The organism is Dokdonia ponticola (assembly GCF_042653865.1).
Taxonomy (GTDB): domain Bacteria; phylum Bacteroidota; class Bacteroidia; order Flavobacteriales; family Flavobacteriaceae; genus Dokdonia; species Dokdonia ponticola.
Window position 1 is genome coordinate 1 of the sequence record NZ_JBHSFV010000008.1, and the last position, 18,877, is coordinate 18,877.

Below are 18,877 nucleotides of genomic sequence, written 5' to 3' on the forward strand. Positions count from 1 at the left end.
TTTAATGCCAAGATAAAAGCGTTTAGAGCACAATTCAGAGGTGTTAGAAATGTAGAATTCTTCCTTTTTAGATTATCTACTATTTTTGCATAATCCTAAAATCCCACAAGTTTTGGACTTGATCCATACCTAGCCGGCAGGCAGGAGCGTACTAACATAAAATGAAAAAGTCTCAATGAAATTCATTTCATTGAGACTTTTTTTGTGGGCGCTAAGGGATTCGAACCCCTGACCCCTTGGGTGTAAACCAAGTGCTCTGAACCAACTGAGCTAAGCGCCCTATTTTTACAAGATGGGCTCTTGTTGCATTGAGAAAAAGTGGTGGGCGCTAAGGGATTCGAACCCCTGACCCCTTGGGTGTAAACCAAGTGCTCTGAACCAACTGAGCTAAGCGCCCTTTCTTTCAATGCGGGTGCAAATATAAGCTAAAGTTTGTGAGTGTAAAACGTTTTAGTGAAAAAAATAGCCTCTTCATGAAAAAAGTTCTCAAAAGAATTCTAAACCCTTAAAACAAAGAGATAAAGACTAACTATTAATTTTAATATCTTAGCTCAAAAAGATTTCTTGAAATATATTTCTTTAATAGATGAACTTGGGATTACATTAAATGACATTGCTCAGATAGATGCTGCGCATATTATTCGTATCCAAAAACAGCTTAAAGCAAAAGCTGTTCTAGAAAACAAAAGCAACCTAGGGGAACTTTCTGAACTTGTAAGCCAGCTCGAAAATCAAGAAATCAAAGAAGCGCATCTTTTTATTGAAAGCCATCTATGGTTAAAAAATATTCTGTTAGGGAAGCCAGAGGAGTTGACTCAAAAATCATTTGAATCTACCTACAACCCTCGCCCTGTCGCTGCTTTTTCAAAAGTATTTATAAGCCCTTTTTTAATACAAACGCTCAAGCCTACGCTTACCTATATCCTTTCTAAAGGTAAATACCACTTATTAGTACGGATAGCATCTCAGGAGCGCTTTTTTACTGAAGAGGTGCGACAACTAATCATCAACTTTTTTACCACACGTCTTAATTATGCAAATAGCTATATAGCTATATAGCAGAAGGTAAATTAAAAGAATCCTCTCAGCCTGTATATTTCTTAAGAAATTCAGAGTTTATAGATAGCCTTAATATCTATATCGACTCCATCATGGATGAAGTGACCGAAGTAAATAGTACTATTATAGAAGTGTACAACAGTCACTTAAAAACCATAAATCAAGAATGGGAGTTTGCCGCCTCTGCAATGGTTGCTTTTGGTAGATTAAAACCTCCTAATCCCTACCAACAAGAGGTATATGAGAAAAATGCTGAAACTGCAAAATCAAGTATGTCAAGGATTGATTTCTCAGAGACAGATGAAAAAGGCTCATATACGAGTGATGGTGGCAATAACGTATTTATGGTAGTGAGAATCATTGTCATTCTTTTTATTGTGATTAGAGCCATTGTAAGTTTTTCTGATGACGGTCCCACTTATAACGATTATTATAATGACACCATAGATTTCCAAAGAATTATAACCGCAAATGAGCGAAATCAAAATAAATACAGCACCGACTCCGATAGCTTACAACCTATAGAAGAAGAAATTGCAGAAACTATCATAGAGAGCACAGAAGCATATGTGGAAGAGGATACACAGGAGGTCACCCAAGAAGAAAATGCAATCACTGTGGGTGAGATGGAGCAAACATTCACGACGGAATACACAACACTACCTAATCGTCCTAAAGGGTATTCGCAAGACAGTCACATTCGATTTTTATATAGTCTAAAAAGAAAAGTATCAAGAGGAGACAACAAAGAGCCAGAGGATATTGTGAAAATAACCCCTTTTACAAACCCCTACCCCAAAAGTTTTAATCCTATAGAAATAGAAAGTTCTAGTGGAAAAGAAAAATTGGTCATTAATAATGACACTCAAAAAGAACTTATTATTTTTAGACTCAAAGACGGGGTGGATCAAGCGATAATAATTCCTAAAAACGACAATGCCATTTTAGATTTTAAAGAAGGAGACTCTATCGCTTTTTATGCAGGTAATGATTTTGAGATATCAAAATTCTCTAATTTCTCAAAAAGACAAGATCTCTCTCATCTTTATAAAATTACATCGCTCAATACTTCATCCAGAATAGATGTCATGCCGTTTAAAGAAAATAATAACGAGACTAGGAATTTAAGATACAAACGTATAGAATCCTTAAAACTCTATAATACAGAAATGGAAGAGTTAGAAGCAATTGAGACCTTGTATAGAGATTTTTACAACAAGTACTACAAATAATCTAACACCATTACTTTAACCCTGTCTTAGAATCATCATTGAATTGCTGTCTCTTATCACGATCTTCATCTGGTAATAACGCAGACAACCCATACACAATATATCGAAGCGATTTGTAATCTTGCTTATCAAGGGCTTTTTCTCCGTCTTTAATAAGTCTATCGGCTTTTTTAGTATCTGTATATCCAGATGCGTATTTAAGAGACATAAAATAAGGAATGAAATTCTCATCATTTGTATGGATAATCAAATTATATAATTCATTAAATTCCTTGATTTTAGCATGTATCAAAAATTTGTTTCCTGAATTAATAACCGCTTTTTCATTTTCCACAATGCGGTCGTATTTCTTACGTAAATTCTCTTGATTGTTTTGTTCTAATTGGTACGCAACCGATTCTTTAACATCTTGATAATCTTCAATTTCTTTCGCAATCGCTTTATTTCTGGTTAAGGCATCAAATTCGTAAATCAGATGTCGTTTTGCATCATCCAATTGATACTTTTTATCAGAAACATCTCCTTCCTCAATAAGCATAGATTCAATCTGAATTTCCAGAAGTCCGATGCGTATTTTTTCTAATTGACCTGAAAATTCAAAATGCTCACTTTGGTTAGCCTCTTTGATTAAAGTTTCCAAATCATTAAGGATGGTATTTACTTCTGTGTTTATTTTTTTAATGCTAATCGCTCTTTCAGATTCGCTAAAAACATTTTCAAATTCTTGATCACAAGCTTGTAAATAGACACTAATCTTCACATCCCTAGATTCAGAAATTTCGACATCTATTTCTATGTCTGTCCCTTTTATAAGGTCTTCTTCTAGGTGCTCTCCCGATATTTCTATAAACCCAATGCTCAAGCCAGAACTTGGCAATCCATTTGATTTACCTTCAATGATATTGATCACAAGGCTTGTTTTAGATTGCCTTAAAATAGTTTTTGAAGCCGTTTTGTATAATTTCTTTTTTAAAGGTAGTACACTCCCCTTTTTAAAAATCTCTTCCAATCGAGTACTAGAAGCATCAAGATCATCTACTTCCATACAAATATCATTTGGCAAAGGTTGCCCTTGGACATTATAATTCCCTTGATTGATCGTTATCGTATCGTAGGACTTTAGGACTTGATTAGAAGCATCTAATAATTGCATTTTAAAACGATTAGTCGCCTTTGGTAATAACGGCACAAACTCTGCAAACCCATCTGTATTGATTGATTTAATCCCCGAGTCATATCCGCCATCCAACCGGAGCAATCTATATTTTGGTGCGTGACCTATCTCTATTTTACAAGAAATAAGCTCTTCCAAATCCCGCGTATTCTGCTCATAAAAGAAAGCACAATGAATATCATCTTTAATCCTCTCCTGTAAATCCTCTTCTACATCCTCCATCTCAAGCTTTGAAGGCTTGGAACCTGCATAATACGCAGCTCCCTCAACCACAGCAGCTGTAGGGTTAATACTAGCATCTACCAGAACACCAATCTCTTGCTTTATTTTGTTTTTAATGAGAGGTACATACGTACTCCCTCCTATAAGAACTAATCGATCAATATCTGTTTTCAATAATTGATTATTAGAAATAACATCTTTGATAAATTGAATCGTTCGATCAGTTTTTGGAGTAATATTCGTTTCAAAACTACCTCGGGTAATTTCTAGATACTCCGTCACCAATACGCCCTCAATTTCCATATCGATTTCGACCTCGGTACTTTCGTGCAAAGAGAGTTCTTTTTTAGCTTCTTCTGCCTTACCTAACAATTCAAAATAAACCCCTTTATTGGTTCCTTTTTGCTTGATACGCGACCAAAGTCCTTGAACGCCTATTTTTTCTTCTATAAAAGGAATCATTATTTTTTCAACAATCAAACTATCAAAGTCGGCGCCTCCCAAAAAGTTATCCCCTACATTATCGAGTACCTTAATCTCCCGATCGGTAACGCTAACGAGCGCTACATCAAACGTACCACCCCCTAGATCATAGACAATCCATTTTTTCTCTTCAGTACCTTCAAATCCAATGGTGTTTGCAAAAGCAAGGCATGCCGCAATAGGTTCTTGCAGAAGCACTACCTCTTTAAAACCTGCCAAATAGCCTGCCTTTTTTGTAGCATTCGACTGAATCGTATCAAATGAAGCCGGTATGGTAATCACTACAGAATCTATGATTGCCTCTCCCACAAAATTCTTTAATTCCGTGAGAATAATCGCAGACAGATCAATAGGTGATTTTTCTTTCTGTAATGAAGGAATGGTATACGTTTCTTGAGAACCCATTTTTCGCTTAAAAAGCATACATACATTTTCTGCATCTTTTTCTAAGTAATCGAGCGCTTTATCACCTACCACCGTTCTACCGCCCCTAAAGGCAATACAAGAAGGTAAGGTTTGTTTCAATCCGATCGGATTGTTATATAATTTTACACCATCTTCGCTCGCTTTAGCAATCAAACTATTAGTCGTTCCTAAATCTATGGCAAAATTTATCGTTCTCATACGCTAATCAACAATGACAATTCCTTTTTGAACTAATTGTAACGCTCCAGTGTCATTTTTTTTATAAATAATAGGCTTTAACACCTTTGTGATTTTTGAGTCTTTCCTCAAATCACCAGCAATCTTGGCCTCTACATCGGTCATTTCATTTTTATAAACCGTTCCCTGCGGATTTATCACTTGATACCCCATCTGCTCAAACTCATATAAAATCCTATCCAAGTTACGTTGTAAAGGTGTAATCTCAGCTTTTGTCGTTTTTTCCTGTATCGAAAAAACCTGATTAATAATCTCTGTCATGACATTGTTATTCTGATACCAATTTAAAGTATTTCTGCGACTACAAACGTACTACCACCTATAAATATAAAATCACGAGCGGTTGCTTTTTCCTTTGCTGCATCCAGCGCTTCCCCTACAGAACCATAGGCTACTCCCTTTAAATTATACCGAGAAGCAGCCGCTTTTAAAATAGCAACATCCATCCCTCTTGGCACATCAGGCTTGCAAAAATAGTACGTAGCATGAGTTGGGAATAGAGGCAAAATCTCATCCAAATCCTTATCGGACACTACCCCTAAGACAATATGTAAGTGATGGTATTTGATCGTTTGTAGCTGAGGTAGCACATAGGAAAGTCCTTCTTTATTATGTCCCGTATCGCAAATAATGGTTGGATATTCACTTACTAATTGCCAACGACCCTGTAATCCTGTATTCTTTACAACATTCAATAATCCTTTGGCGATATGTTGTATCCCTACGCCATATCCTTTTTGTTGCAATTGTGCTACGGTTACTTGTACGGTTCTGATGTTATGTTGCTGATAAGCTCCCTTCAAGTCAGATTTCATAGGGATCGCATCAAAGGAATATGCTTTAAAAAGGGGCGCATTCCGCTTTCGCGAAAGCATACCAAACACCTTTTCCGTTTCAGGATGATACTCCCCAATGACCACAGGAATTCCCTCTTTAATAATACCGCCTTTTTCTGCGGCTATCTCAGCATGGGTATCCCCTAAATATTGCATATGATCTAATCCAATATTGGTAATCACGGACACTTCAGGCGTAATAATATTGGTACTATCTAATCGTCCGCCCATTCCTACTTCTATAATCGCAATATCCACTTGCTCATCTGCAAAATAGGCAAATGCCATTCCCACAGTCATTTCAAAAAATGATAAAGTATTGGCTTCCAAAAAAGATTTGTTTTCGGTGACGAAATTGACCACATAATCTTCACTCACTGGTAGCCCATTGACGCGAATACGTTCTCGGAAGTCTTTAAGATGTGGGGAAGTATATAACCCTACTTTATACCCCGCTTCCTGCAATACAGACGCAAGCATATGACTCGTAGAGCCTTTACCATTTGTACCGGCTACATGTACCGATTTGAATTTTGCATGCGGATTTCCTAGATGCGTTGCTAGCAATAACGTATTACTAAGGTCTTTTTTGAACGCTACAGCCCCCTGACGTTGGTACATGGGAAGCTGGCTAAAGAGCCACGCGATTGTTTCTTGATAGGTGATGGTTATATATTTTTAATTTTTAATATGCGCACTCAAAAATACCTCTTGACTTCCCTTTTGTCTGTAAAAAAGTAGATTCTTATACCGATTCCGTTTAAATATTAAAGATACATAATTGATCTATAAAAGGAAACGCTACCGAATACGATTTCTTATTCATAAAAAAGGAGGAAAGATGTGAACATCTTTCCCCTTTATAGTACTGATTATTTTTCAACTATGCGTGAAAATAGCGTTCGTTGATGATCTTTCCATCTTTCCAAATCGTGCGGTTGACTTGTTCAAATCTATGCGAGACACCATCATTGGTTGTAAACTCCATTACGGCCTCATAATAAGATATATTCCCTTTTATAGCAATATTTTTCATTTCATATCCTCCAAAATGAGTTACAGTAGCCAATAATTCCTTTTCTGCTTGAATAGCCGTTTGCTTTCCTACCTTAGGCTCGTTATTCGCTTCTTGTAAGATAACATCATCTGCTAAGTATGTATCCATAGCTTCTAGAAATTGGCCTTTTCCTAGTAATCCCTTAAGATCTAACAAGGCACTCTCGATTTGATTTTCCATTTTGTATCGTTGATTTATGTTATTTTTTATCTGCCTATTAAGTCGACAAACACAAAATCACTTACATACGTTATGATGTCAATAAAGACATAGAACGTGTCAATTTTACTAAAATGAGAGGTTTTTTAATCAGAAAGGCTGAAACGGTATACGATTTTACCGATTTGTTTGGAAGGTGCATTGGAATCTGCATTAAACTTTGTAGCGAGCGCCGCAGCTTTTGCAGGGTCTAATAAACATTTTGTATTATTGGTTGTACCACGTACACCAGGTACAGCTTTGATTACTTTCCCTGTACGATCTACTTCTATACTCACCACAACAATTCCAGCCTCATTACATTCTTGAATGCGTTTGGGTTTTCCTAAAGCCTTACGCCCTCCTAGTTGGTAATTCCCATCACCATCCAGTCCTTTTCCTGTTCCGTAATAGCTGGATGCATTAGGATCGCCATTAGGATCCCCTTTATCACCTGCCTGATTATCGTCACCTTCGCCTCCTTGAGCCACACCATCTTTTTTTGGGCCATTAATTAGGGCATCTAATGCATTGGTGGTGCTCTTATCTGGCGTAGGATCTGGCTTTGCTTCTTCTACAGGTTTTTCAACAGGCTTTTCTTTAGGTTTATTTACCTTAGGCTTCGGTGTTTCTTTCGGTTTTTCCTCTATCACAGGAGCATCTTCTATGTCTTGTGTCACCACTTCTTCCGTAATTTCAGGTTGAGGTGGAGTTGGTACAGGTTCTGGTGCTGTGTTTTTAGGAGCCGATGCTACGGGTTGTGTCGGCTGTACATTTCCTGATCCTACACTAGAGGTGCCAAAATTAACGGCAATCCCTCCTTCTATCGGTGGATCCATATAGTCCATTCCTACCCAAAACATTAACAATAAGATGATTGCCATAATAATGCTACTTATGGTAAAGGATTTCTTCTTATGTGGCGTATCTAGGTATGGCACTTTATAGTATATATTAATTCAGGGATTCGTTTATACGCTACTTCGACAAGCTCAGCATGCCATTTCGCGAACCTGCCTCGCCGGCAGGCAGGAGCGTACCCATTCTCTTTTTAATTAGGTCGTACCGCTAATACAATCTTATATTTATTACGGTTGGCGATATCCATGATTTTTACAGCATTCTCGATAGGAACCCCCTCTTCTGCTCGTAAAATAATCGTTGGCTCTTCAACCCCGCTTAATTCACTGGTAATAAATGCTTCTATCCCCTGTTCGCTCACACGTTCTTTATTTACATAAAAATCAAGGTCTTTTGTAATACTAACCGAAAGGTTTTGCTTATTACTGGTCTTCCCTTTTGCTTTGGGCAATATAAGGTCTAAGGCATCGGGTGTAATCGCTGGAGAGGTCAATAGAAAAAAGACCAACAACAGAAATACAATATCTGTCATAGAACTCATACTGAACTCTGGGCTTACTTTATTTCTTCCTCGTAAGTTCATACTAGATAGGTTCGTTAAGAAGGTCTAAGAAATCTACCGCATTGGCTTCCATCGAGTGCACTACTTTATCTGTACGTACAACGAGATGATTATATCCCATATACGCAACAATACCTACAATAAGTCCTGCAACCGTGGTAGTCATTGCGGTATAGATACCTTCGGCTAAGGTTCCCATTTCTGCTTGCCCACTACTAGTCGCTAGCGTATGGAAGGCCATGACCATTCCAATAACAGTTCCTAAGAATCCTATCATAGGAGCGGCTCCTGCAATGGTTGCAAGTACACTTACATTTTTTTCAAGTTTATATACTTCCAAACGACCACTATTTTCTATAGCTGTATTGATATCTTCAAGAGGGTTTCCTATTCTGGAGATTCCTTTTGCGGTAAGTCTCGCCACAGGCGAATTGGTTTGAGCACATAGAATTTTTGCAGCTTCAATATTTCCATTGGAGACATTGTCACGTATTTGATTCATGAAGTTGCTATCTATTTTTGAGGCTGCTTTGATCGCAAATAAACGTTCAAAATAGATGTATATAGCCACAAAAAGTAAGACAAATAAAACACCTATAATGACCATACCAGAGACGCCTCCAGTAACCAAAAGGTCTATAATAGATAGTGTTTTTTCTACAGGCTCTTCTGTAGTAAGTGCATCGGCGGCATCTTGAGCGCCATCTTGCAGTAACATATTAATCATAATTCAGGATTAGTTAAGTTCATAACGCATTATATGAGGAATAAGTATGTGTTATAATGAGAACATGATGACAAGGTATATGTAGCCTACCAAAAATCCTACAGCCGCAAGCCAAGAGATTTTTTTAAGATACCATATAAAATCGATCTTCTCCATTCCCATCGCAGCAACTCCAGCTGCCGAACCAATAATCAACATACTTCCTCCAGTTCCTGCCGCAAATGCGATGGCGTGCCATAAATCGGCATCAAGAGGTGTACTACCATACATTCCTATCGAGGCTGCTACTAAAGGCACATTATCAATAATCGCTGAGAATACTCCTAATAATGCGACCACTACGTCTTGATTAGGAATTGCAGCTTGTAAGGCTTCGGCTAGATAGCGTAATGTCCCTACTTGTTCGCCTCCTATAGTTCCATAGACCAAGGTTTCTAAAGCACCAACTGCCATTAAGATCCCTAAGAAAAATAAAATACTACTGATTTCTATACGAGATAATGCTTTGTGAGCAGAGTATAAATGACGACGTTCTTTAGAAAAATCTTCTTCTGGGTGAATGTATTCTGAGACGAGCCATACAACTCCTAGTGCTAGCATCATTCCCATGTAAGGAGGTAAATGTGTTAGCGTTTTGAATACGGGCACAGAGACAATCATTCCGAGTCCTAAAAATAACATGGTTTTACTACTTAGTAAACGCCCTGCTTCTTCATCATCTTCTAGTTCTTCGACTTCTATGTCTCCTTTAAAGGCAGGCAAGTACATTGCAATGAAAAAAGGAATTGCAAAACAAAGAATAGATGGTATTACCAATGTCGTTACAAGTCCGCCAACAGATACTTTATTTGCAATCCATAACATTGTGGTTGTTACATCTCCAATAGGAGACCAAGCCCCTCCTGCATTTGCAGCAATCACCACAAGACCTGCAAACCAAAGCCTTTCGTTTTTGTTGCTTATTAACTTTCGCAATAGCGTAATTAAAACAATTGTTGCAGTAAGGTTATCAATAATTGCAGACAAGATAAACGCTAAGATTCCGATAATCCATAATAATTTTCTCTTGCTTCTGGTGCGTACGGCTGTTTTAAGAACTTCAAAACCACGATGCAGATCTATAATTTCTACAATGGTCATCGCTCCAATAAGGAATACGAGAATCTCTGCTGTTTTCCCTAAATGATGTAATAAGGTATTTTCAAAACCATGGAGGGCATCATCGCCTCCGGTTAAGAAATTAAAAACTTCTTCGTGAGAATCTACTACATTAAACCAACCTTGACTAAATCCAACAGCTAAAAATGCCCACATCAATGAGGCCATAATAAGTGCGGGGACGGTTTTATCAAGTTTTAAAGGATGCTCAAGGGTAATTGACAAGTAGCCAATAACAAAAATTAGAATAATAACTGATTCCATAAAAGTTGGTTTTTAAGAAGCTTTTAAAGTAGTTGTTTTAATGCAATTTCAAAAGCGGTATTGCTAATATTTTTTCTATCTGGGTTTTGATCATAGGTCTGTTGGATCGCATTTCGAATGGTCATAGACGTATCATTAAAGATAGCGTCGTCTGTCATTTGTACTTTACGTTCCATAAAATAAGCAAATACACGCGCCATCCCACAATTAGAAATAAAATCTGGAATGAGACTCACCTTAGCATCTGTATGCTCCATGATAGGACCAAAAAATATTTCTTTATCTGCAAAAGGAACATTCGCTCCACAAGAAATCACTTCCAATCCTGTATCGATCATTCGGTCTATTTGGTCTTGTGTGATTAATCGGGAAGCTGCACAAGGTGCAAAAATTTCTGTTTCAAGATTCCAAATACGCTCATTCATTTCTTCAAAAGGAATCAAATCATCACCGCCTAGTGTATTTCCAGCTTTAGCAAGGTACATAGCTTGTACTTCTTCAAAAGAAAATCCATCCTCTTTGATAAGACCTCCTACAATATCTATAATCCCCACAATCTTAGCGCCCATTTGAGCGAGGTAATAGGCTGCTGCTGCTCCTACATTCCCAAAGCCTTGTACAACGGCACGTTTTCCTTTGATGTCACCTCCATAAATATCGTAATAATGGTGTATGGCTTCAGCCACACCATATCCTGTAATCATATCTGCTACCGTATACTTACGTGTAACGTCTGGAGAGAATTTTGGATTTTCTATCACCTTAATTACTCCCTGACGTAATTGTCCGATGCGATTAATTTTATCGGCTTCTGTAGGTTGAAAATGCCCCGTAAACACCCCTTCTTGGGGATGCCACACACCACTTTCTTCTGTAATTGGAATCACTTCATGGATTTCATCTACATTTAGATCTCCTCCCGTACCATAATAGCTTTTTAATAAAGGAGAAACCACTTTATACCAGCGTTCCAATACTCCTTTTTTACGAGGGTCTTTAGGATCGAAGTTGATGCCTGACTTGGCGCCTCCAATAGCAGGTCCAGATACGGTGATTTTTACTTCCATAGTCTTTGCCAATGAAAGGACTTCATTCATATTAAGCCCTTTACGCATACGTGTACCACCACCAGCAGCACCACCACGTAATGAATTAATAACTACCCAGCCTTCTGCTTCGGTTTCTGGGTCATTCCAATGAAAAACAATTTCTGGAGATTTTTCTTCGTACTTTGAAAGGAGGTGTCTCATAGGTTGTATAAACACATTATAGTGTGTTACAAATATAAAAAGTACAATGTACTTATCTAGTAAAAGAACTTATAATTATGGGTAGAAAAAGCTAATCCCGCGGATACCATACAATTGCACCTGCATAAAAACTACTATGCGTCTTTTAACTAGGCAATTAAACAGAAGGTAACCAAATCATCCCAGCGCTATGGTCTTTGCTTGCTCCTGTAACGCTTGCCAAGCAATTATTTTTTCCTTCTAACTTTAACACCCCCAATAATCCAAAAACAATCGCCTCTTTATATTCGATCAGCATTGGGTCTGGAAGGACAATATTCACATCCTTGAGTTGCTTCAGTTGTGTCATTAAAAACGTATTATAAGCACCGCCTCCAGTAATTAAAACCGTGCTTCCTTCTTCAAATTGATTGGCAAGTTGTTGTGCGATATGCGCTGTAAAGGTGGCTAAAACGTCTTTAGGTTCTAGATCAAACTTTTCTATCAAAGGAAAAATATGCCTGTGCACCCATTCTATTCCAAGGGATTTGGGTGGTGATTTTTTAAAAAATGGCAACGCATTGAGTTGCTCTAATAATGGGATATGGGTTGTTCCCGCTTTCGCGAAAGCGCCCCCATCATCATACGCAGCTCCTAATTTTTGCGCATATTCATTAAGCACCGTGTTGACCGCACAAATATCATACGCAATGCGAGTACCCCCTTTTTGAAGAGAAACATTAGCAAATCCTCCTAAATTGAGGCAATACTCATACGACGAGAATAGCAAGGTATCGCCAATAGGCACCAAAGGAGCGCCTTGACCGCCCAATGCCACATCTTGTACTCTAAAATCACAAACTACCCTACATTGGGTAATGGTTGCGATTTCTGGTAAATTTCCTATTTGCAACGTATATCCTTGATCGGGTTGATGTAAAATAGTGTGTCCGTGAGCGCATATGGCATCTACTTGCTCGCGAGATATCGTATTTTTCTCCATAAATTGATTAATCTCCTCTCCGAGATACTCTGTATAACTTTCGTTTAATTCCTGAAGTTTGTGTTTGTTATAATGAACTGCTTTTTGAAGTTTTTCTATCCAGATTTCAGGATAGGCGTACGTTTCTGCCACAATCACCTCCGCTTTATAGTGTGGGTTTATGGTCATCTTTATGTAGGCGAGATCTATCCCATCTAGGCTCGTACCACTCATCACTCCGATAACGTTATAGTATTTTCTTTTCATCACGTTAAAATTATTGAGAAAAATGTAAGATTCTAGTATCTTTGCATACAATTTTTACATAATTCTTAAAAAATACATCCAAATGGATTTTAGTTTAACTGAAGAACATATAATGATACGTGACGCAGCACGTGATTTTGCTAGAACAGAATTACTCCCTGGCGTTATAGAACGTGATGAAAAACAACACTTTCCTGCCGAACTTGTTAAAAAAATGGGGGATCTCGGCTTTTTAGGAATCATGGTAGATCCAAAATATGGAGGAAGTGGTATGGATGCTATTTCATATGTATTAGTTATGGAAGAGTTGTCTAAGATAGATGCTTCTGCTTCTGTGATTGTCTCTGTAAATAATTCTTTGGTTTGTTATGGACTTGAAGCGTATGGAAATGAGGAGCAAAAACAAAAATATCTTACCAAACTAGCTACAGGTGAGTTTGTAGGGGCTTTTTGTTTAAGTGAGCCAGAAGCTGGATCTGATGCTACATCACAAGCAACTACCGCGATAGACAATGGAGATCATTACGTATTAAATGGTACCAAAAACTGGATTACCAACGGAGGACGTTCTGATGTATACCTCGTAATCGCACAAACGGATAGATCCAAAGGACACCGCGGAATCAATGCATTTATTGTAGAAAAAGGAATGCCTGGTTTTGAAATAGGTCCTAAAGAAGATAAATTAGGTATTAGAGGTAGTGACACCCATACCTTACAGTTTAATGATGTAAAAGTACCTAAAGAAAACCGAATCGGAGAAGATGGATTTGGGTTCAAATTTGCTATGAAAACACTTTCTGGAGGTCGTATCGGAATCGCTGCTCAGGCCCTAGGAATTGCCTCTGGAGCTTATGAATTAGCGCTTAAATACTCTAAAGAACGCAAAGCGTTTGGCACAGAAATATGTAATCACCAAGCGATTGCCTTCAAACTTGCCGATATGTATACCGAAATTGATGCTGCTCGTCATTTAGTTATGAAAGCTGCTTGGGATAAAGACCAAGGCAATAATTATGATCGCTCTAGTGCGATGGCAAAATTATATGCTTCAAAAGTAGCCATGGAGCACACGGTAGAAGCCGTACAGATACATGGAGGGAATGGTTTTGTAAAGGAGTACCACGTAGAGCGTTTAATGCGTGATGCAAAAATCACTCAAATTTATGAAGGAACTTCAGAGATTCAGAAGATTGTGATTTCCAGAAGTTTAATTAAGGAATAAGCAAGTTTTCATACATCTTTTTACGCTTTCGCGAAAGCGGACTTGTGAGATTCACGATCCTAGGAAGAGCAAAGCGGTAAAGTATAGAACATACAATCCCCAAAGCGAGTCTACACAGACTCGCTTTTTTTATCAAGACAATTTCATTTATCGTACCTTAGTACCGCAAACAAAATCATCTCTGTGATTAGAGGAATTGTCTACATGCTTATTGCCGCATTCACCTTTGCGTGGATGAACCTTCTGGCAAAATACCTACAAGACTTTCACCCGCTTCAGGTGGTTTTCTTTAGAGCCACAGGAACGTTTGTTTTTATTTTTCCTTACATGCTTTACAAAAAAGTACCCGTAATTGGCACAAATGTATTTTGGCTCAGTCTAAGAGGGGTTTTGAGTTTTGTTTCGCTTGCTTTATTCTTTAAGGTGGTACAAGACATCCCCTTAGGTTCTGCGGTTGCTTTACGGTATACAGCTCCTATTTTTAGTGTGATTCTTGCCTATTTTTTTTTGAAGGAAAAAGTAAAGTTCTGGCAATGGATTTGCCTTGTTCTATCACTAGTGGGTGCTTTTATTATGAAAGGAGTTGATTTTCGGATAGACACGCTGAGTTTTGTTCTTATCATGTTTTCATCGCTCTTGGTAGGAGGTGTATTTGCCATTGTACGGTATCTAGGATCGCGCGAGCATTACTTAACAATTATCAACTACTTTATGGTCTTTTCTATTGTAGGGAGTTTGTTTTTTATTCAATACTGGCGTATGCCTGTAGGTAATGAATGGTGGTGGGTTTGTGGCATTGGCGTTTTAGGGCTTATAGGTCAAGTTTTCTTAACCCGATCTTTTCAACTAGCTGACACAAGTACGGTGGCGCCCATCAAATATATGGAGCTTGTATATGCCTTACTTTTTGGCTTTTTCTTGTTTGGCGAAAGCTACTCGTTCTGGCCCATTTTTGGAATGACACTCGTCGTTTTAGGAATGCTCTTGAATGTATGGATTAAACGGAGGGGGTAATTAGTATTAATAATAAAAATAATAGTTCTAATAATTTTAGATATATTAGACTTCTTTTACCTAAATGATTAAATGAATCTAAAAATATGATTTCTGTTATAATCATCGAAGATAATGAAGAGGCCCAAGCGTATCTTTCGCAAATCTTACAAAAGCATTTCCCTACAATTCATATTTTAGGATATGCTACCTCTGTTCAAGAATCTATAAAATTGATAGATCGTTATGATCCTGAGTTGGTTTTCATGGATATAGAGTTAACTGACGGCTTATCTTTTGAAATTTTTGACACAGTTAAAGAACCCGACTTTGAAGTTATTTTTATTACCGCTTTTGAGAATTTTATTCAAAAATCACTTGATCATTTTGCACTAAATTATATCACAAAACCTATAGACATCCCTAAGCTACTTGCCACCATAAATCATTATGTGAAATTAAAACAGCGGTTATTCACGATAGAGAAATTTGAGTTATTTAAAAACCTTACCCAGAACAAACATGGCCAGCTCCTTATTCAGACCACCAATGAGCATATCCTAATAAAAATTACAGATATCACTAAGCTAGAAGCTGAGGGGAATTACACTTCTATATTCTTGAACGATGGCAGAAAGCTATTGGCTTCTAAAGTCATGAAGTACTATGAATCTCTACTTCCAGAGGTTTCTTTTTTTAAAGCACATCGCTCTACTATTATAAACATAAATTGCATCGCGTCTATCTATAAAAAAGAAACTATTATCCTAAACAATGCTGACAGAGTACATGTCTCTGCGCGAAATAAAAGAAAATTAACTGAGCTAATACATCGGCTTTCATAAATCAAACCTCCCTTAAAAAGATACTTGTAAACTAGCATTTCTTTTAAGCAACGTATTTCTCTTAATCATTTATAGTTTATACATAACTAAGAAATCAATCTTCCATAAGGTATGGCAACCAAAGCTCTACTTTTGTCCCACTACCTGTATCTTTATCCTTAATAATACATCTCGCTTTTTTGTTAAACGTTCTTGCATATATATCTAAACGCTCCTTAAGAATTGTACCGGATAATGATTTATGTCCTAATTCGTATTCTCTATCTTTAATCGCTTTAGAATACCCAATACCATTGTCTTCTATTGAAAAATAGAGCACTTGATCCTTTAGGTTTTGAATAATAGTAATGATTATTTTCTCTCCTTCTGCTCCTTTAAAGCCATGATCAATAGCATTCTCCACGAAAGGCTGCAAAAACATTGGAGGAATCAATAATCCCTCTTGATCAAGGTTTTCATCTACATGAATATTAAAAGCAAACTTTTTTGAGAAATTAGATTGCAATTCTAGGTAAGTGTTTATCGTTTCTAGTTCTTCTTTAAGCGAAATAAACTCTTCTCTGGAGTTCTCTAATATAGATCGTAATAGGTTTCCTAATTTTGAAATATAGGGTATTGCCTGATCTGACTTCTTATAAACAAGCCCACTAACAGAATTCAAAGCGTTAAACAAAAAATGAGGGTTTAATTGAGAGCGTAATAACCGCTGCTCTAGATTAGATGCCTTATATCTATTTTGCAATTGCCTTTGCCTATAGAACAAAAAGCCCAAACTCACAAAAGACAACAATAAACCTCCTAACACCCAATTAATTATACTACGTTGCTTTATGATTACTTCCTGATTTTCAGTTGTTATTTCTAATAATTTAATAGAGTCATCCTTTTCTTTCGTCTGATATTTTAATTCAAGATCATTCAGGTTTACCTCTAATTGATGTTGATAAAAGTTTTCTATAAGTTTATTAGAACTTTCCAAGGTAGTTTTTAACCCTTCTGTATTATTAGTTTTTCCATAGGCATCTCCTAACGCGGCATACACTTGCACTAATAAATCTTTTCTATCCTTATTACTTATAGGCTTTTCTTTAAAGTACGCTATTACTTCATTAAAATAGTATATTGATTGATTAATATCACCTTCATACAATTCAATATACCCTTTTAAATAATTAAACAAATTATTAGTACCTGTGCTAGATTGAATAGCATCATCATAATAATTAATTGCTTTTTTGTAATAAAACAGTGTCGAATCAATATTGTTTTTCTTTTTGTAGATATCCCCTATATTATTATATAATATCCACATGTTACTTTTATATTTTCCATTTTCAGATTTATCAATTGCCTTTTGATAATATTTTCTTGAAGACTCTAAATCCTCAAAATCATAATAAATAGTCCCTATTCTTGTATATGTAGTTACTGAAGATCTATCAATAGACATGTAAAGAGAATCTTTAGAAATCTTCAAATAATAGTCTAATGCAATACTATCATTCCCAATTTCTAAATGACTATTTGCAATGGCAGAAACAATAAAGCTTTTCCATTTGTAAGGATATTTCTTTGTGTACTCCAATGCCATTTGATGACTCAATATAGCCTGTTCAAATTTTTGCAAATATGCTAAGGAACGTCCTTTGAGATAGTAACTATAGAACAGTCTCTCTTCTTCAAAATCTCTTTTGCTTTTTGAATTTTCATAAGATTGTATAGCCCGATCAGCATATTTCACTACAGAGTCATACTCTTTTTCAACAGTAAACTCAGCAGCTTTGAAAAAATTATAATGCACCCATCCAGAAAGTTGGTCATTGGACTCTAACATTTTTTTTAATTCTGAAGCATTTTTTAGTGGTTTAATATTTCTTAGATGATGCGAAATAATAGTGTCTATCATTTCTTGTGTGTATGTTATTTCTGCCTTAAAAACTTCTTGAGCAGTTTCTTGAGAAAAAGATAGAGAAGTTACACTAGTGAATATCCAAATAAATAGTGTTTTTAATGTCATGTATAGGGAATTATAATCTATAAAAATAGTCGTCTGTGGCTAAAATAATCATTTTTAAATTTCACGTTCCCTATACTCCTACTAAACATAGTCTTATCGTTATAAGATAATAGGCATACCCCATACGCTTACAAAAAAAATAGAGACGTTTGTCACAATAATACCAACGCTCAAACTTTAGTTGTAAAATTTGAGTTCACATCTACCTAGATTTAACGTAAGAAATAAAGTATAAACTAGGAATACACATCTTAAAAGGTTCACTAAGTTAAATCATTCATGTTTTTTATCGACACACCACTCACTCTCTCTAAAAACTTAGAATCTTATTAAAGGACAACCCATTAACATATTTAGTATACTTTTTCAATATATCTAAGAAAAACATCCTTGCAAGAAAAGACACAAACTGTGAGTGTCTATAAATGTTCACAGAACATTAATTATAATAAATTTTACAATTATGTTAAAAAACATTTTAAAATTAGAAGGAGCTCAGGAATTAAATAAAAAAGCTCAGAAATCAATTAAAGGTGGAGGACCTAAACCTGGTGGCGGAGGCCCATTTTCAGGGTGCAGAAACAACGATACTTGTGATAGCCCTTGTACGAATGGTTCTGTTTGTACGCAAGTTTTTTGTGGGCCATCAAATACGCCAGGATACGGTTGGGATTGGCAATGTGTAGCTAATGGTGGCAACGCATAATTAAGCCTCATATCTTAATCAAAAGAGTTAGACTATCTTTTCTAAGATATTCTAACTCTTTTTTTTTAACAGCGACCCTGCTTATTCACCTTTTATCAGCCTGAGACATGAGTATAT

General features: G+C 36.6%; 17 protein-coding genes and 2 tRNA genes. 6 read left to right on the forward strand and 13 right to left on the reverse strand.

Annotated features, from left to right (window positions below; genetic code table 11):
* Positions 1 to 205: 205 nt before the first annotated feature.
* Positions 206 to 280: transfer RNA gene (locus tag ACFO3O_RS13120), tRNA-Val, on the reverse strand.
* Between the two features lie 39 nt (positions 281 to 319).
* Positions 320 to 397 (reverse strand) — tRNA-Val (locus ACFO3O_RS13125).
* 167 nt (positions 398 to 564) lie between these two features.
* Between ACFO3O_RS13125 and ACFO3O_RS13130 the strand changes: the two genes are divergently transcribed.
* Both ACFO3O_RS13130 and ACFO3O_RS13135 read left to right on the forward strand, forming a co-directional pair.
* A complete protein-coding gene (locus ACFO3O_RS13130) occupies positions 565 to 1,059 on the forward strand; it encodes a hypothetical protein (protein WP_379979529.1) in 495 nt (164 codons plus the stop codon).
* 92 nt (positions 1,060 to 1,151) lie between these two features.
* Entirely contained in the window at positions 1,152 to 2,291 is a 1,140-nt protein-coding gene (locus tag ACFO3O_RS13135; protein ID WP_379979531.1) for a hypothetical protein, read from the forward strand.
* Between the two features lie 10 nt (positions 2,292 to 2,301).
* On the opposite strand, the gene ACFO3O_RS13140 is transcribed toward ACFO3O_RS13135, so the two are convergent.
* The 10 genes from ACFO3O_RS13140 to ACFO3O_RS13185 all read right to left on the reverse strand — a co-directional run bounded on the left by ACFO3O_RS13140 (position 2,302) and on the right by ACFO3O_RS13185 (position 12,974).
* Positions 2,302 to 4,794 carry an Hsp70 family protein gene (locus ACFO3O_RS13140; RefSeq protein ID WP_379979533.1) on the reverse strand — a complete coding sequence of 831 codons (2,493 nt, stop codon included), beginning with the start codon at positions 4,792 to 4,794 and terminating at the stop codon, positions 2,302 to 2,304.
* A 3-nt stretch (positions 4,795 to 4,797) separates the two neighbouring features.
* Positions 4,798 to 5,094 (reverse strand): hypothetical protein, encoded by a 297-nt coding sequence (locus ACFO3O_RS13145; RefSeq protein WP_379979535.1) that lies wholly within the window; start codon positions 5,092 to 5,094, stop codon positions 4,798 to 4,800.
* A 23-nt stretch (positions 5,095 to 5,117) separates the two neighbouring features.
* Positions 5,118 to 6,335: a bifunctional folylpolyglutamate synthase/dihydrofolate synthase gene (locus tag ACFO3O_RS13150; RefSeq protein WP_379979877.1), complete on the reverse strand. Its 1,218-nt coding sequence runs from the start codon at positions 6,333 to 6,335 to the stop codon at positions 5,118 to 5,120.
* Positions 6,336 to 6,552: 217 nt separating this feature from the next.
* The gene (locus ACFO3O_RS13155) at positions 6,553 to 6,906 is read right to left on the reverse strand and encodes a hypothetical protein (RefSeq protein WP_379979537.1); all 354 of its coding nucleotides are present in this window, start codon (positions 6,904 to 6,906) and stop codon (positions 6,553 to 6,555) included.
* 125 nt (positions 6,907 to 7,031) lie between these two features.
* Positions 7,032 to 7,865 (reverse strand): energy transducer TonB, encoded by an 834-nt coding sequence (locus ACFO3O_RS13160; protein WP_379979539.1) that lies wholly within the window; start codon positions 7,863 to 7,865, stop codon positions 7,032 to 7,034.
* A 110-nt stretch (positions 7,866 to 7,975) separates the two neighbouring features.
* Positions 7,976 to 8,368 carry an ExbD/TolR family protein gene (locus ACFO3O_RS13165; protein ID WP_379979541.1) on the reverse strand — a complete coding sequence of 131 codons (393 nt, stop codon included), beginning with the start codon at positions 8,366 to 8,368 and terminating at the stop codon, positions 7,976 to 7,978.
* A 1-nt stretch (position 8,369) separates the two neighbouring features.
* Positions 8,370 to 9,074 carry a MotA/TolQ/ExbB proton channel family protein gene (locus ACFO3O_RS13170; RefSeq protein WP_379979543.1) on the reverse strand — a complete coding sequence of 235 codons (705 nt, stop codon included), beginning with the start codon at positions 9,072 to 9,074 and terminating at the stop codon, positions 8,370 to 8,372.
* A gap of 51 nt (positions 9,075 to 9,125) precedes the next feature.
* Positions 9,126 to 10,496 carry a sodium:proton antiporter NhaD gene (gene nhaD / locus ACFO3O_RS13175; RefSeq protein ID WP_379979545.1) on the reverse strand — a complete coding sequence of 457 codons (1,371 nt, stop codon included), beginning with the start codon at positions 10,494 to 10,496 and terminating at the stop codon, positions 9,126 to 9,128.
* 23 nt (positions 10,497 to 10,519) lie between these two features.
* Positions 10,520 to 11,746, reverse strand: a complete 1,227-nt coding sequence (locus ACFO3O_RS13180) for a Glu/Leu/Phe/Val dehydrogenase dimerization domain-containing protein (RefSeq protein WP_379979547.1) — start codon at positions 11,744 to 11,746, stop codon at positions 10,520 to 10,522.
* Between the two features lie 157 nt (positions 11,747 to 11,903).
* Entirely contained in the window at positions 11,904 to 12,974 is a 1,071-nt protein-coding gene (locus ACFO3O_RS13185; protein ID WP_379979549.1) for an anhydro-N-acetylmuramic acid kinase, read from the reverse strand.
* Between the two features lie 82 nt (positions 12,975 to 13,056).
* On the opposite strand from ACFO3O_RS13185, the gene ACFO3O_RS13190 reads away from it, so the two are divergent.
* From ACFO3O_RS13190 to ACFO3O_RS13200, 3 genes are all read left to right on the forward strand, one after another.
* Complete coding sequence (locus tag ACFO3O_RS13190; RefSeq protein ID WP_379979551.1) at positions 13,057 to 14,199, forward strand: acyl-CoA dehydrogenase; 1,143 nt, start codon at positions 13,057 to 13,059, stop codon at positions 14,197 to 14,199.
* Positions 14,200 to 14,382: 183 nt separating this feature from the next.
* Positions 14,383 to 15,213, forward strand: coding sequence for a DMT family transporter (locus ACFO3O_RS13195; RefSeq protein ID WP_379979553.1), 831 nt, complete (start codon positions 14,383 to 14,385; stop codon positions 15,211 to 15,213).
* 86 nt (positions 15,214 to 15,299) lie between these two features.
* The gene (locus ACFO3O_RS13200) at positions 15,300 to 16,037 is read left to right on the forward strand and encodes a LytR/AlgR family response regulator transcription factor (protein ID WP_379979555.1); all 738 of its coding nucleotides are present in this window, start codon (positions 15,300 to 15,302) and stop codon (positions 16,035 to 16,037) included.
* A 94-nt stretch (positions 16,038 to 16,131) separates the two neighbouring features.
* Here the strand turns inward: ACFO3O_RS13200 and ACFO3O_RS13205 are convergent, their stop codons facing one another.
* Positions 16,132 to 18,054: a tetratricopeptide repeat-containing sensor histidine kinase gene (locus ACFO3O_RS13205; RefSeq protein WP_379979557.1), complete on the reverse strand. Its 1,923-nt coding sequence runs from the start codon at positions 18,052 to 18,054 to the stop codon at positions 16,132 to 16,134.
* Positions 18,055 to 18,517: 463 nt separating this feature from the next.
* On the opposite strand from ACFO3O_RS13205, the gene ACFO3O_RS13210 reads away from it, so the two are divergent.
* Positions 18,518 to 18,760: a hypothetical protein gene (locus tag ACFO3O_RS13210; protein ID WP_379979559.1), complete on the forward strand. Its 243-nt coding sequence runs from the start codon at positions 18,518 to 18,520 to the stop codon at positions 18,758 to 18,760.
* Positions 18,761 to 18,877 lie beyond the last annotated feature (117 nt).